10 protein-coding genes and 2 pseudogenes are annotated in these 14,309 nt (G+C 68.5%); 3 read left to right on the forward strand and 9 right to left on the reverse strand.

All coding sequences use genetic code 11. The features are described from left to right. Nucleotides 1-7: 7 nt before the first annotated feature. Genes QM806_RS19755 through QM806_RS19775 form a run of 5 tightly spaced genes read right to left on the reverse strand, consistent with a single transcriptional unit; the run spans nt 8 to nt 5,871 of the window. Entirely contained in the window at nt 8-2,095 is a 2,088-nt protein-coding gene (locus tag QM806_RS19755) for a heavy metal translocating P-type ATPase (protein ID WP_283292538.1), read from the reverse strand. A 36-nt stretch (nt 2,096-2,131) separates the two neighbouring features. Next, nucleotides 2,132-2,452: a metal-sensitive transcriptional regulator gene (locus tag QM806_RS19760; RefSeq protein ID WP_005254339.1), complete on the reverse strand. Its 321-nt coding sequence runs from the start codon at nt 2,450-2,452 to the stop codon at nt 2,132-2,134. Beyond that, on the reverse strand, nt 2,449-4,719 hold the full coding sequence (locus tag QM806_RS19765; RefSeq protein WP_269591063.1) for a heavy metal translocating P-type ATPase: 2,271 nt from the start codon (nt 4,717-4,719) through the stop codon (nt 2,449-2,451). The genes QM806_RS19760 and QM806_RS19765 overlap by 4 nt, the downstream gene beginning before the upstream one ends. Continuing rightward, a complete protein-coding gene (locus QM806_RS19770) occupies nt 4,719-5,609 on the reverse strand; it encodes a DUF8832 domain-containing protein (protein WP_169694582.1) in 891 nt (296 codons plus the stop codon). Before QM806_RS19770 ends, QM806_RS19765 begins: the two co-directional genes overlap by 1 nt. A 55-nt stretch (nt 5,610-5,664) precedes the next feature. Further along, nucleotides 5,665-5,871 (reverse strand): heavy-metal-associated domain-containing protein, encoded by a 207-nt coding sequence (locus QM806_RS19775; protein WP_005575029.1) that lies wholly within the window; start codon nt 5,869-5,871, stop codon nt 5,665-5,667. A 131-nt stretch (nt 5,872-6,002) separates the two neighbouring features. Between QM806_RS19775 and QM806_RS19780 the strand changes: the two are divergent. The 3 genes and pseudogenes from QM806_RS19780 to ggh all read left to right on the forward strand — a co-directional run bounded on the left by QM806_RS19780 (nt 6,003) and on the right by ggh (nt 9,525). Further along, nucleotides 6,003-7,321, forward strand: a pseudogene (locus tag QM806_RS19780) (amino acid permease). Then, a complete protein-coding gene (locus tag QM806_RS19785) occupies nt 7,314-8,141 on the forward strand; it encodes a class I SAM-dependent methyltransferase (RefSeq protein ID WP_283292541.1) in 828 nt (275 codons plus the stop codon). Before QM806_RS19780 ends, QM806_RS19785 begins: the two are co-directional and overlap by 8 nt. A 46-nt stretch (nt 8,142-8,187) precedes the next feature. Beyond that, nucleotides 8,188-9,525 carry a glucosylglycerate hydrolase gene (ggh, locus tag QM806_RS19790; RefSeq protein ID WP_005249245.1) on the forward strand — a complete coding sequence of 446 codons (1,338 nt, stop codon included), beginning with the start codon at nt 8,188-8,190 and terminating at the stop codon, nt 9,523-9,525. A gap of 52 nt (nt 9,526-9,577) precedes the next feature. On the opposite strand, the gene QM806_RS19795 is transcribed toward ggh, so the two are convergent. The 4 genes and pseudogenes from QM806_RS19795 to QM806_RS19810 all read right to left on the reverse strand — a co-directional run bounded on the left by QM806_RS19795 (nt 9,578) and on the right by QM806_RS19810 (nt 14,232). Further along, complete coding sequence (locus QM806_RS19795; protein WP_005575035.1) at nt 9,578-11,266, reverse strand: flavin monoamine oxidase family protein; 1,689 nt, start codon at nt 11,264-11,266, stop codon at nt 9,578-9,580. Next, a pseudogene (locus tag QM806_RS19800) lies at nt 11,263-12,064 on the reverse strand (carbon-nitrogen hydrolase family protein). Before QM806_RS19800 ends, QM806_RS19795 begins: the two are co-directional and overlap by 4 nt. Next, nucleotides 12,061-13,518: an amino acid permease gene (locus tag QM806_RS19805; RefSeq protein ID WP_133985794.1), complete on the reverse strand. Its 1,458-nt coding sequence runs from the start codon at nt 13,516-13,518 to the stop codon at nt 12,061-12,063. Before QM806_RS19805 ends, QM806_RS19800 begins: the two are co-directional and overlap by 4 nt. A gap of 93 nt (nt 13,519-13,611) precedes the next feature. After that, complete coding sequence (locus tag QM806_RS19810; RefSeq protein ID WP_065492734.1) at nt 13,612-14,232, reverse strand: helix-turn-helix domain-containing protein; 621 nt, start codon at nt 14,230-14,232, stop codon at nt 13,612-13,614. Nucleotides 14,233-14,309: the final 77 nt, after the last annotated feature.

A 14,309-nucleotide genomic window follows, 5' to 3' on the forward strand; every position in this document is an offset into this window, starting at 1 on the left:
ACTGCGGTCAGTTCCGGCTCAGCCGTTCCGGATCCAGATCGAGCCGCCGCAGCAGCTGCGCGTTGAGGGCGACGACGATGGTGGAAACGGACATCAGGATCGCCGCGACCGCGGGCGAGATCGCGACCCCGGCGAACGCGAGGACACCGGCGGCCAAGGGGACGGCAATGACGTTGTATCCGGTGGCCCACACCAGGTTCTGCCACATCTTGCGGTAGCTCGCCTGCGACAGGTCGATGATCGAGAGGACGGCGCGGGGGTCGTCGGCGGCGAGGACGACACCGGCCGATTCGATGGCGACGTCGGTGCCGGCGCCGATCGCGACGCCGACGTCCGCGCGGGCGAGTGCGGGCGCGTCGTTGACGCCGTCACCGACCATCGCCACCCGGTGACCGCGCGCCTGGAGTGCGGCCACCTCGGCGTCCTTGTTCTCCGGGAGCACGTCGGCGAACGCTTCGTCGATGCCGAGATCGGCGGCGACGGCGTCGGCCACCTGACGGGCGTCTCCGGTGATCATCGCGACCTTCACACCGCGCTCGTGCAGGGCGTCGATCGCCTGCCGCGACTCCTCTCGGACGGCGTCCTCGAGCGCCACCGCGCCGAGCACTCGCCCGTCGCGGACCACGTGGAGGACGGAGGCGCCGCGCTCGACCCACCGTTTCGTCTGCGCCGCAACGTCACCGGGAACCGTCACGTTCAGTTCGGCGAGCATCGCCGGTCCGCCGACGGCCACTTCCACGCCTCCGACGTTCGCGCGCACCCCGCGTCCGGGCAGCGACCGGAAGTCGGATGCGGTGCGCCGCTCGTCCGCGGGCACGTTCGCGGCCGCCTCGGCGACGATGGCCCGCGCGACCGGGTGCTCGCTGTCGGCCTCCACGGCGGCGGCGAGCGCGAGCAGTTCGGTTTCGGTGACACCCGCGGTGGTGACCACCCCGGTGACGGCGTGCCTGCCCTGGGTCAGGGTGCCGGTCTTGTCGAACAGGACGACGTCGACGTTGCGCATGCGTTCGAGGGCTAGCCGGTCCTTCACCAGGACACCGGCCTTCGCAGCACACTCGGTGGAAATGGCGATCACGAGGGGTATCGCCAGGCCGAGCGCGTGCGGGCAGGCGATCACCAGAACGGTGACGGTCCGCACCACGGCCTCGTCCACGTTGCCGAGCAGCGACCACACCACGAACGTGAGAAGCCCTGCGATCGAGGCGAAGTAGAACAGGAACGCCGCGGCGCGGTCGGCGAGGGCCTGGGCCCGGGACGAGGACGACTGCGCGTCGGCGACCAGTCGCTGGATGCCGGCGAGGGCGGTGTCCTCCCCCACGGCGCCTACCTGGATGCGCAGCGCGCTGTCGGTGGCGACGGTGCCGGCGACCACGGTGTCGCCGACCGACCGTGGGACGGGATTGGACTCGCCGGTGATCATCGATTCGTCGACCTCCGCACGGCCGTCCTCGACGGTGCCGTCGGCGGGGATGCGGCCTCCGGCCCGCACCAGCACGAGGTCGCCGGTGGCGAGTTCGGAGACGGGCACTTCGGTGACGCCGTCGTCGGTGACCCTGTCGGCGGTGTCGGGAAGCAGCGCGGCGAGCGCGTCGAGGGCACCGGACGCCGACCCCAGCGCCCGCATCTCCAACCAGTGTCCGAGCAGCATGATGACGATGAGAAGCGCCAGCTCCCACCAGAAGTCGAGGTTGAATCCGCCGATCTGCAGGGTCGTCACCCACGACGCGAGGAACGCAACCGTGATCGCCATGCCGATCAGCAGCATCATGCCGGGCCGCCGCGACTTCAGCTCACTCCACGCGCCGGTGAGGAACGGTGCGCCGCCGTAGAAGAAGATCGCGGTGCCGACCACCGGCGGAATCCACGACGCACCGGGGAAGTCGGGGACGGTGTAGCCGAGGAGGTCGGCGAACATGTGGCTGAACACCACCACCGGCACCGACAGCGCGAGGCTGATCCAGAATTTCTGCCGGAACACCTCACCGTGCGCCCCGTGACCGGCGTGCCGATCCGCGTGGTCACCGTGTGCGTCGTGCCCGGCGTGTCCGGTGTTCCGGACCTGTTCCACTTCCTGCTGCTGATGATCGTGAGACATGCCTGCTCCCTCGGAAGCTGCTCTCGTGGTCTGGTTTCAGGAACGCACCAGTCGTGCGATGGCGTCGGTGGCTTCCTTGATCTTCGCGTCGGCCTCGGTGCCGCCGGCGACGGCGGCGTCGACGACGCAGTGGCTGATGTGGTCTTCGAGCAGCCCCAGCGCCACGGCCTGCAGCGCCTTGGTCATCGCGGAGACCTGGGTGAGGATGTCGATGCAGTACTTCTCGTCCTCGACCATCCGCTGGAGGCCCCGCGCCTGGCCTTCGATGCGGCGCAGGCGCTTGAGGTAGTCGTCCTTGGCGCTGATGTATCCGTGGCCGGCCGCGTGGTCGTGGTCGGTGGTCGGTTGCTCGGTCATTGTGATTCCCCTCGGGTGGGAGTGGTCAGGGGCTGGAAGCGGCGCAGTCGCAGGCTGTTGCTCACGACGAACACCGATGAGAATGCCATGGCGGCACCGGCCAGCATGGGGTTGAGCAGGCCCGCCGCCGCCAGGGGCAACGCCGCGACGTTGTAGGCGAAGGCCCAGAACAGGTTGCCCTTGATCGTGCTCAACGTCTTGCGCGACAACCGGATCGCGTCGGCCGCGGCCCGGAGGTCGCCGCGTACCAGCGTGAGGTCGCTGGCCTCGATGGCCACGTCCGTGCCGGTTCCCATGGCGAGACCGAGGTCGGCCTGAGCGAGGGCGGCGGCGTCGTTGACCCCGTCGCCGACCATCGCGACCACCTTGCCCTCGGCCTGCAGACGCTTGATCACGTCGACCTTGTCCTGGGGCAGCACCTCGGCGACGACGTCGCCGATGCCGACCTGGGCGGCGATCGCCCGGGCCGCGGACGTGTTGTCGCCGGTGAGCATGATCGGGGTGAGACCCAGTTCGCGGAACTGCGCCACCGCCTCGCGCGACGTCGGCTTCACGGTGTCGGCGACCACGAGCACGCCGCGCGCCTGGCCGTCCCAGCCGATCCCGACGGCGGTCTTGCCCTCCGACTCCGCCGCGTCGACGGCGCGCTGGAGTTCCGTGGTGAGCTGCAGCGACCAGTCGCGGAGCAGTTTCGCGCGGCCGATAACCACCGCGTGTCCGTCGATCATGCCCTGGACGCCGAGTCCGGCGAGGTTGGTGAACTGTTCGACGTCGGGCAGCGTCGTCAACCGGTCCCGTGCCGCGCGGGTGATCGCCCGTGCGATGGGATGCTCGGACGCGTCCTCGAGGGCGCCGGCGAACCGCAGAACCTGCTCAGCGTCCTGGCCGTCCGCGGCGACCACGTCGTGCAGCGACATCGTGCCGGTGGTGACGGTGCCGGTCTTGTCGACGACCACGGTGTCGACCCGCCGCGTCGATTCCAGAACTTCGGGCCCCTTGATCAGGATGCCCAGCTGGGCCCCGCGTCCCGTGCCCACCATGAGGGCGGTCGGGGTGGCGAGTCCGAGCGCACACGGGCACGCGATGATCAGGACGGCGACCGCGGCGGTGAACGCGGCGGCGACCGAACCGCCGGTGCCGATCCAGAAACCGAGGGTCGCGACCGACAACGCGATCACGATCGGGACGAAGATGCCGGAGATCCGATCGGCCAGGCGTTGCACCTCGGCCTTGCCGGTCTGCGCGTCCTCGACCATCCACGCCATCTGCGCGAGCTGCGTGTCGGCGCCGATCCGGCTGGCGCGAACCACGATTCGGCCGCCGACGTTGACTGTCGCACCCGCCACCTCGGCGTCGGGTGACACCTCGACCGGCACGGATTCACCGGTCAGCATCGACGCGTCCACCGCCGACGAACCCTCGACGACGACGCCGTCGGTGGCGATCTTCTCGCCCGGACGGACCACGAACAGGTCGCCGACCTCGAGCTGGTCGATGCCGATCAGCTGTTCGGTGCCGTCACGCAACACCGAAACCTCTTTGGCACCCAGTTCGAGCAGCGCCCGCAGTGCCGCTCCCGCCCGGCGTTTGGCGCGGGCCTCGAAGAAACGGCCGGCGAGGATGAACGTGGTGACGCCGGCCGCGGCCTCCAGATAGATGTTGCCGGTGCCGTCGACCCGCGCGATCGTGAGCTCGAACGGGTGCGTCATCCCCGGCATGCCGGCGGTGCCCCAGAACAGTGCGTACAGCGACCAGCCGAACGCGGCCAGCGTGCCCATCGACACCAGGGTGTCCATGGTCGCGGTGCCGTGCCGCAGGTTCGTCCAGGCGGCCTTGTGGAACGGCCACGCACCCCAGACCACGACCGGGGCCGCGAGGGTGAGCGAGAGCCACTGCCAGTTCGTGAACTGCAGCGCCGGGATCATCGCCATCGCGATGACGGGGACCGTCAGCACCGCCGACACGAGCAGCCGCTGCCGCAGTTCCGCCGCCGGGTCCTCTTCCTCCGGGGCCGGGGGCTTCACCTCGGGCAGTCGCGCCGTGTACCCGGCCTGCTCGACCGTGGCGACCAGGTCTTCGGGCGAGACGTCCGCGGCGTCGTAATGGACGCGGGCCTTCTCCGTCGCGTAGTTGACGGTCGCGGTGACGCCGTCGAGTTTGTTCAGCTTGCGCTCGATGCGGTTGGCGCACGACGCGCAGGTCATCCCGCCGATGGCCAGTTCGATCTGGGAATCGGGTGGTGCAGCAATGTCGGTCCCGCGGGTCATCACTTGTCCTCCGGTCCGGCGGAGGCGGTGAACTCCGCGGTGTGGACGGCGCCGGCGTGCTGGAAGTCCAGGAACAGCCGGTAATCGCCCGCGCTGGGTGCGGTGACGGCGAAGTCGATCCCCGGGCCCGCCGCGGTGACGCCGTCGCCGGGATGTCCGTCCGGGTGCACATGCAGGTATCCGAGGTCGGTGGTGCGCAGCGCCACCAGGTGACCGTATGCGCCGAGGTAGGGCTGCAGATCGGTGACCGGCTGTCCGTCGCGGCTCACCGAGAGGGTCACGTTCGACGTCTCTCCCGGTCGCAGCGCGCCGCCGAGGGTGACGGTGTACCCGTCCACGGTGGCGGTCGCTGCGGGAGCGGGCAGTTCCTGCGGGTCGTAGGTGCCCGCGACGCGCAGGTCCGTGCCCAGGGTGACGCCTTCGCCGCCTGCCGGGGTGAAGTCCGCGAACACGCGGTAGTCGCCGCCGCGGGCGAGGTCGAGGGGGACGCTCCACGTTCCGGTCGCGTCGAGCGTCGGGTGGACGTGCTGGAACCCGGCGAGGTCCCGGCGGACGACGATCAGGTGCAGCAGTTTCTCGTGCTCCACGGTGTAGTCCGTCACGGGTACCCCCGAGGGGTTCGTGATCCGGAACTGCACCGGGACCGCGGCACCGGCGGTGACCTGGTCGGATGCGAGCTCGAGGGTGTAGCCGTCGGCGGTGGGCGTCAGTCCGCCCGGGGTCGGGTCGGCGGCGGCGTCGTGGCCTCCCGCTCCGTGGCCGTCGTCCTCGGCCGTGTGTGTGGCGGGCTCGGCGACGTCCGGACCGGCAACCGACCCGAGAGCGAGCGCGGCGCCGAAGATCACGACGAGGCCGACGGTGAATCCGGCGAACTTGCCGGTTGCGTTCATGATGGGGCTCCTGTGGTGGAGTGGCCGGCTCGACCGGCGTGTTCGAGTGCCCGGCTCAGCCGGCGACGGAATATCCGGCTTCTTCGACGGCGCCCGCGACGGCGCTCGGATCGAGGTCGGTAGTGCTGTCGATGACGACCTTGCCGGTGGCCAGATCGACGTTCACGGAGGTGACGCCGGGGAGTGCGCTGATCTCCTCGGTAACCGAGGACACGCAGTGGTTGCAGGTCATGCCGGTGACGGTGACGCTCGAGGTGCTCACGGGTCTGCCTCTCTTCGGGGTATCGATGCCGTATCTGAGAACTACCATACCCCCCTACCGTATTTGCGCAAGGGTGACGGCGACCACCGAGTCCGTGTTCCTCGCCCACGCGGGCCAGGGAAGGTGATTGAGTGAGATACCGCATCTCACCCCACTGGGAAACGGAGCCCGGCAATGTCGATGGACAAACGGTCGCGCATTCCGTCACCGGTCCGGCCGTGCTGATCTCCTTCCTGATCGCGGGTGTCGCCAGTGCCGCGGCCGCACTGTGTTACGCCGAGTTCGCCGGAATGATCCCCAAGGCCGGATCGGCCTACACCTACGGTTACGTGGCGCTCGGCGAGATCGTCGGCTGGTTCATCGGCTGGGACCTGCTGCTCGAATACATCGCGGTGGCGGCCGTCGTCGCCATCGGTGTGTCCGGGTACTTCCGGTTTCTCCTCGAACAGGTCGGCATAAGCCTGCCCGACTGGATGATGGGCGCGCTGGGCACCGGTGACGGGCACGTGTTCGACGTCTTCGCGGCCCTGTTCTGCCTCGGCACCGCCTGGGTGCTCTCGCGCGGAATCCGCAGTGTCGGTCGATTCGAGACGATCGCGGTGGCGATCAAGGTGTCGCATTGGTCGTCCTCATCATCGCGCTGGGCGTCTTCCACATCGACAGCGCCAACTACACCCCCTACTTCCCGTTCGGCACCGCCGCCGTCTTCACCGGCGCGGCCACCGTGTTCTTCGCGGTGTTCGGATACGACGCGATGAGCACCGCCGCCGAGGAATCGAAGGACGCCACCAAGCACCTGCCGAAGGCAATCCTGTATTCCCTCGGCATCGCGATGACGCTGTACGTCCTGGTCACCCTCGTGCTGACCGGAATGCAGAAGTACACCGAGATCAGCCCCGCGAGCGGCTTCTCCACCGCTTTCGAGTCGGTCGGCATGCCCGGGGTCGCGAACATCATCGCGGTCGGGGCCATCGTCGGCATCATCACCGTCGTGCTCACCTTCATGCTCGGTGTGACCCGCGTGTGGTACGCGATGAGCCGGGACGGCCTGCTCCCGGAATGGTTCGCGAAGACGCACCCGGTCCGCAAGGTGCCGACGCGGGTGACGTGGATCGTGGGGATCGGTTCGGCGCTGCTGGCCGGGTTCTTCCCGATCAACACCGTCGCGGAACTCACCAACATCGGAATCCTGTCGGCGTTCATCGTCGTCTGCATCGCGGTCGCGGTGCTCCGGCGGACCCGCCCGGAGGTCCCCCGCACGTTCACGCTTCCGTTCATGCCGGTCATCCCGATCATCGGCGTCGTGTTCTCCGGCTGGCTCATCCTGTCGCTGCCATGGGAGACCTGGCTGCGGTTCGGGATCTGGCTGATCCTCGGCCTGATCGTGTACTTCTTCTACTCCCGCAAGCACTCCAAGCTCGAAGTGGCAGAGCCGGTGCCGCGTGGCTGACGAAAAACGGAAACGGGTGGACGCGACCACCCTGACCGGGGTTCCCGCGACGATGATGTGGACCCTCCGCAACCGTGCCGTCGAGGCGTCGCGTCCCGACGGCACGCTGGTCGACCCGCTCGCCGTGACGCTCTACGAGACCCTCGACTATCCGTACGAGAACTTCGGGAAGCCGAGCCAATCCCACGCTCTGCGCGCTCGGGCCTTCGACGACGAGATACGGGCGTTCCTCGCCGATCACCCCGGCGGAACGGTCGTCGCTCTCGGTGAAGGATTGCAGACCAGCTACCGGCGGATCGGTGATCCCGATGTCCGGTGGGTGTCGATCGACCTGCCCGAGGTGGTCGCGCTACGCAGGCAACTGCTGCCGGACGAGCCGAACGTCACCACACTCGCGGTGTCCGCGCTGGACCGCTCGTGGATGGACCACGTCGACACCGGCCGGGCCGTGTTCGTGTCGGCGGAGGGCCTGCTGATGTATCTGCCCGCCGACGAGTCGCTGTCCCTGATCGGCGACTGCGCCCGGCGTTTCCCCAGCGGCCGGATGATGTTCGACTCGGTACCGAAATGGTTGAGCCGCAAGACGCAGAAAGGAATGCGAATTCACGGCGACTACTCCGTCCCGCCGATGCCGTTCCACCTCTCCGCCGGCGATGCAGCGGACCTGCCCGGACAGGTGCCGGACCTTGCGTTCACCCGTGAGGTGACGCTGCCTCTCGGCCGGGGCCTGTGGGGGTCGACCCTGCTCCGCAAGGTGTCGGAACTGCGGCCGCTGCGCAACTCGCGTCCGACGTTGACCCTCTGCGGATTCGCCGGCTGAACCCGTCCGACGAGCGATGTGGGCCGGCCCGCAGCAGAATGGTGCAATGGCGGACCGCGGATTCACCCCGACACAGCTCGCGGCACGTGCCGCGTACCTGCTTCGCGGCAACGACCTCGGCACGATGACGAGTGCCGCGCCGCGCCTGTACCCGCACATGTGGAGTTGGGACGCGGCGTTCGTCGCGGTCGGCCTGGCGCCCTTGAGCGTGGAGCGGGCCGTCGTCGAACTCGACACCCTGCTCTCGGCGCAGTGGAAGAACGGGATGATCCCGCACATCGTGTTCGCGAACGGCGTCGACGGATACTTCCCCGGCCCCGGGCGCTGGGAGTGCGGGACCCTCGCGGCGCACGCGCCGAGCGGCACGCAGACGTCGGGGATCACCCAGCCGCCCGTGCACGCCATCGCGGTGCAGCGCATCCTCGACCACTCGCGCAGGCACGGTCGCAGCACCCGCGCCGTCGCCGAGGAGTTCCTCGACCGGCGCTGGCCCGACCTCGTGCGCTGGCACCGCTGGCTGGCCAACGCCCGCGACCTCGACGGCAACGGCCGGATCGCGCTGTACCACGGCTGGGAGTCCGGCATGGACAACTCGCCGCGCTGGGACCACTCGTACGCCAACGTCGTGGCCGGGGTGATGCCCACATATCTGCGCGAGGATCTGTCCCACGTCGCCGACACCGGACAGCGGCCGTCCAACGGCGAATACGACCGCTACCTGTGGCTGCTCGAGGAGATGAAGACCGTCCGCTACGACGACGCGGAACTGGCCACCGCCATGAGCTTCGCGGTGGAGGACGTGTTCGTCAGCGCCGTGTTCTCGATGGCGTGCGAGGTGCTCGCGACCATCGGCGAGGAACATTCGATGCCGAACTCCGACGTCCGGGAACTGCACGGGTGGGCGGCCCGGTTCCGGCAGGGCGTCCTCACGACCACCGACCAACGGTCCGGGGCGGCCCGCGATTTCGATCTGCGCAGCGGCCGGTGGATTTCCACCGAAACCCTCGCGATGTTCTCTCCCCTGCTGTGCGGCGGCCTGAGCCGTGACGCCGAACGCGCCCTGCTCCGTACGTTCGAGGGACCGAAATTCTGCGGCCACCCCGACCTCCGGTACGCCGTGCCGCCGTCGACGTCGCCGGTGTCGGGCGACTTCCGCCCGCGCGAGTACTGGCGCGGTCCGGTGTGGCCGGTGATGACGTGGCTGTTCTCCTGGGCGTTCGCCCGGCGCGGGTGGGCCGAGCGCGCCCACCTGCTGCGGTCCGAGGGGCTGCGGCAGGCGAGCGACGGCAGCTTCGCCGAATACTACGAACCGTTCACCGGTCAGCCCCTCGGCAGCATGCAGCAGTCGTGGACGGCCGCCGCGGTCCTGGACTGGTTGGGCTGACGCTCCCGTGAGTACTTATTAACCGCGGGACGTTAATAAGTACTCACGGGCGCTAGTCGCAGAGCCGGATCGGGCCGAGTTCGGCGTACCGGTCGCCCGGGCCGGGGTTGTCGGCCGGGGTGGCGCCGCCCAGATGGTGCATCACGCCCCAGACGGCGTTGAGCGCGGTCTGCACGGCGCCCTCCGCCCAGCCCGCGGTCCACGAGATGTCGTCGCCGGCAAGGAAGATACCGCGATGCCGCGGGTCGAGTTCGTCCTGGACGAAATGGCTGAACAGCCGTTCCTGGTACCGGTAGTGGCCGGGGAGGTTCGCCTTGAACGCACCCATGAAGTCGCGTTCGGTCTCCCAGGACAGCGTGACCGGAGTCGAGATGATGTGACTGCGGAAGTCGACTCCCGGGTAGATCTCCTCGAGCGACTTGATCATGAGGTTCATCCGCTCCGTCGCGTCGAGCGGCAGCAGCTTGAGCGAATCGTCGGACCACGTGTAGGACAGGCAGATCAGACCGGGCTTGTCGTCGCCGTGGTCGAGGAGGTAGGTGCCGCGGCTCATCCGGTCCGTCAGGGTCATGCTGACGAGGTCGCGGCCGGTGACCGGATCCTTGTCCTTCCAGAACGGACGATCCACGAGGGCGAACACCTTCGTCGACCCCATGTAGTGGGTGCGCTCGATCGCGGTCCAGTGGTCGATCGGGAACAGGTCGTCGTCGCAGTGAATGTTGTTGAGCAGCATCCAGCTCTGCGCAGTGAAGACCGCGGCCGGGTACGTGCGGATCTCCCCGGACGAGTCGGTGACCGTCACCTGGTGCGGTGCGGTCCTCCGGACCTCGGTGACGCGGGGACGGGTGGCTCCGCCGTTCAGCGCGCGCACCGACGTGCCGTCCGGCCAGTGCGCCATCCCCGACGGGGTGTCGGTCCACAGCCGCAGGGGCAGTTGCTGCGACCCGCCGACGATGCCGCGGTGGTGGTCGTCGGCGGCGGTGATGACGACGCGCAGGATCTCGAGGATCGAGTTGGGGAAGTCGGTGTCCCAGCCGCCCGTTCCGAAACCGACCTGCCCGAACACTTCCCGATGCCGGAACGACGCGAAGTGCTTGGACGAGGCGAGGAAGCCGTAGAACGTCTGATCGTCCAGCCGGACCACCAGGTCGTTCCAGATGCGCTTGAGTTCGGCGGTGTCACGGTCGCGGATCGCTTGCTGGAGCGGAATCAGCTCGGCGTGATCCTCGAGCGTGCGCTGCCACGCATCCGACACCTCCCTGAACACGGGCGGCAGGTCGTCGAGGTGCTGCGCGTAGTAGCTTTCGCCCTTGAGGTCGATGACCGTGCTGGGGGTGCTGTCGGCGAGCGGGTTCGGGAACGCCTCGGTCCGCAGTCCCATGGCGTCGAGGTAATGGAACAGGGTGGTCGACGACGGTGGGAACCGCATCGCGCCCATCTCGGCGACCACCTCGGGGTGCCCGTCGAACGGCTGCGACCGCATCCGGCCACCGATCTGATCGGCCTCGTAGACAATCGGTTTCAGGCCGAGCTTCATCAGCTCGTACGCCGTGACCATCCCCGACAGGCCGCCACCGATGACCGCCACCTCGGTGCCGTGGCGATCGGCGGGCACCGCGCCGAGACCCGAGCGGTGCGCGATGTAGTCGTCGTAGGCGAACGGGAAGTCGGGACCGAACATGGTGAGCGGCCGGGGATCGGTGTCCGCGGCGGTGCTGTCCGGGGTGACGGGGATCGTCATGAAGTCTTCTCCTGCATGAAGGGGTAGAGGTCGACGCGTCGGTCGTCGAGATGGGTGTTCTCACGGCGGGAACGGTGGAGGACGTCGAGTTCGAGGTCGACGATCGCCAGCTCCTCGTGGCGGCCTGCGCGGGCGAGTTCGGTGCCGTCGGGCGCGATCGCACAACTGGACCCGCAGTAGTCGAGGTCGGCCTCGGTGCCGCACCGGTTGACGTACGTGACGAACAGCTGACTCTCGTACGCACGGGTCGGGACGACGCTCTCCGCGATGAATTCGTACGGGCTCATCAGGCCGGTGGGGACGACGAGCCACTGTGTTCCCCGGTCGGCATGCGCGCGAACGGCTTCCGGGAACTCGACGTCGTAGCAGATCAGGAGTCCGCACCGGATTCCGGCGTGGTCGAACTGGACCACCAGTTCGTCGCCGGCGGCGAAGTGCGACCGGTCGAGCTCGCCGAACAGGTGGGTCTTGCGGTAGTTCGCGAGTGACGTCCCGGACGGGTGGAACACCTGCACGCTGTTGTAGACGACGCCTGCGTCCGCCTCGGGGTATCCGTAGACGACGGCGATCCCGAACTCGCGTGCGATTCTCTGCGATCCGGGCCGCGATCGGTCCGTCGGCGGGTTCGGCCCGCTCCGCGATCAGGGATCCGATGTTGTACCCAGTGGCCGCCATCTCCGGGCAGACCAGGACCGATGCCCCGGACGCCGCCGCCGTCTGCGCGGCCGACGCGATAGCGGAGAGGTTCGCGGCGACGTCGAAGGAGAGTTCGGGACCTTGGAACAGCGCTGCCCTCATGGTGCCGTCACCGTTTCCGGGCTGTTGCGGAGTTCGGACTTGCGGACTCCGTACGCGAAGTAGATCGCGAGCCCGACTGCCATCCACAGAGCGAACGCCACCCACGTCGAGACGCCGAGACCGAACAGCAGCAGCGCGCAGAACACGACGCCGAGGACCGGCATCAGCGGGAAGAGCGGGGTCCGGAAGCTGCGGTGCAGGTCGGGATGGCGGCGGCGCAGGATGATCACGGCGATGTTGACGAGCATGAACGCGAACAGCGAGCCGATGCTCGTCGCGTCGGCCAGTTCGCCCAGCGGCACGAATCCCGCGAGCGCGGAGACGACACCGCCGACGACGACGATGTTGACGACGGGCACCCGGGTGCGCGGGTTGACGCGGGAGAAGACCCGCGGAACGAGACCGTCGAGCGACATCGCGTACAGGATCCGGGTCTGCCCGTACATCACGGCGAGGACGACGCTGGCGATGGCGATCACCGCGCCCGCCGACAGGAGGATGGCGGGCCAGGTGCTGGTGGTCGCGGCATTCAGGATGGTCGCGAGTGCGGCGCCCTCACCCGCGATGTCCTGCCAGGGCATCGCGCCGACGGCGGCGATCGCGACCAGGCAGTAGAGGATCGTGACGATCAGGAGCGAGAGGATGATCGCGCGGGGAAGATCGCGTTTCGCGTTCTTCGCCTCGTCGCCTGCGGTCGAGGCGGCGTCGAACCCGATGTAGGCGAAGAACACCTGGGACGCCGCGGCCGTCACGCCTGCCGCGCCGAGGGGGATGAACGGCGTGAAGTTTCCGGCGCGGAACGCGGTGAACGCGACAGCGCAGAAGAACACGAGCACGAGGATCTTCAGTGCGACCATGACCGTGTTCACCAGGGCGCTCTCGGACGCTCCCCGGGTCAGCAGTGCCACCGCGACGAGCACGATGACGATGGCGGGCACGTTGACGATGCCGCCCGCGCCCGGTGATTCGCTGATCGCGGCGGGTAGCGAGATGCCGAACATGCCGTGGAGTAGTTCGTTGATGTACTCGCCCCAGCCGACGGCGACGGCCGCGACCGAGACGCCGTACTCGAGCATCAGGCACCAGCCGCAGATCCACGCGAAGAGTTCGCCCATCGTCGCGTAGGTGTACGAGTAGGAGCTACCGGAGACGGGGATGCTGCCTGCCAGTTCCGCGTAGGAGAGAGCGGAGAAGAGGGCGGTGAACGCCGCGAGCACGAAGGCGAGGACGACGGCGGGGCCGGCCTTGGGTGTCGCCTCGCCGAGGATGACGAAGATGCCCGTTCCCAGCGACGCACCGATGCTCAGTGCGGTGAGGTGCACCAGGCCCATCGACCGCTTGAGGCCGTGACCGGGTTCCTGGTCGTTGCGCGCCACGATCGCCTCGACCGATTTGCGGGCGCGGAGTGCGCCGGCCAGTCCCGGCGGGCGCGGAGAAATCTTGGTGATGTCCAACGTTGAGCTCCTGAGCGGTGGAGTGATGTGGACAACAATGAACGGGCGAGCCGTGACTGTCAACACATGTTTCCTAAACCGCTTGACGGTTTCCTAGCGGGCGGTGGGCCGGACGTCGTCCGGTAGTGCGGGGGCCAGAATCCACAGAACGGTCGCGGTGTCGTCGCCGAGCGCGCGGAAGCTGTGCGGCAACTGGGGCGAGAAGGTGAACGCGTCCCCGGTCGCGAGCGACACGTCCTCCCCGGCCCCCGGACCGTTGAAGGAAATGCGGATCCGGCCCGAGACGACGTAGACGAAGGCGACGTCGACCGGCAGTTCGTACGTTTCCGAGCCGCTCCCGCCGCCGGGTTCGATCCGGCTCAGGAGCGACTGGATGCGGCGCTCGCCGAACGGTGTCAGCAGGAACTCGGCCATGCGCTCCCCGCCGAAACTGATCGGCGGGTAGTTGTCGGCGCGTACCACCTCACCTGCGGCGGAGCTCTCGAACAGCGACCCGACGGGAATGTTCAGAGCGGCGCAGATCCGCACCAGCGTGGCGACGGATGCGCTCGCGTGGTCCCGTTCGATCTTCGACAGGTAGCCCTTGGTGATGCCGCAGCTCGCGGCGAGGTCGTCGAGGGTGAGGCGCTGGGCCTGCCGGGCCGCCTTGAGCCGGGGGCCGATCCTGGGCGCGTCGACGCCCGACGCACCTTCGGTTGCGAGCTCGTTCGCCATGCATCGATCCTTCGTTGTGTCTCGTATAGGAAACAGGTGTTGACAAGAATGCGTTCCAAGGAAACGATACGACGACG

It is taken from the genome of Rhodococcus sp. IEGM 1351 (genome assembly GCF_030056875.1).
Classification (GTDB): domain Bacteria; phylum Actinomycetota; class Actinomycetes; order Mycobacteriales; family Mycobacteriaceae; genus Rhodococcus_F; species Rhodococcus_F opacus.

Excerpts from the sequence above, each read along its gene's own strand:
- QM806_RS19755 (WP_283292538.1), bottom strand. The coding sequence starts at position 2,095 with ATGTCTCACGATCATCAGCAGCAGGAAGTGGAACAGGTCCGGAACACC.
- QM806_RS19760 (WP_005254339.1), bottom strand. The coding sequence starts at position 2,452 with ATGACCGAGCAACCGACCACCGACCACGACCACGCGGCCGGCCACGGA.
- QM806_RS19765 (WP_269591063.1), bottom strand. The coding sequence starts at position 4,719 with ATGACCCGCGGGACCGACATTGCTGCACCACCCGATTCCCAGATCGAA.
- QM806_RS19770 (WP_169694582.1), bottom strand. The coding sequence starts at position 5,609 with ATGAACGCAACCGGCAAGTTCGCCGGATTCACCGTCGGCCTCGTCGTG.
- ggh (WP_005249245.1), top strand. The coding sequence starts at position 8,188 with ATGGCGGACCGCGGATTCACCCCGACACAGCTCGCGGCACGTGCCGCG.
- QM806_RS19795 (WP_005575035.1), bottom strand. The coding sequence starts at position 11,266 with ATGACGATCCCCGTCACCCCGGACAGCACCGCCGCGGACACCGATCCC.
- QM806_RS19810 (WP_065492734.1), bottom strand. The coding sequence starts at position 14,232 with ATGGCGAACGAGCTCGCAACCGAAGGTGCGTCGGGCGTCGACGCGCCC.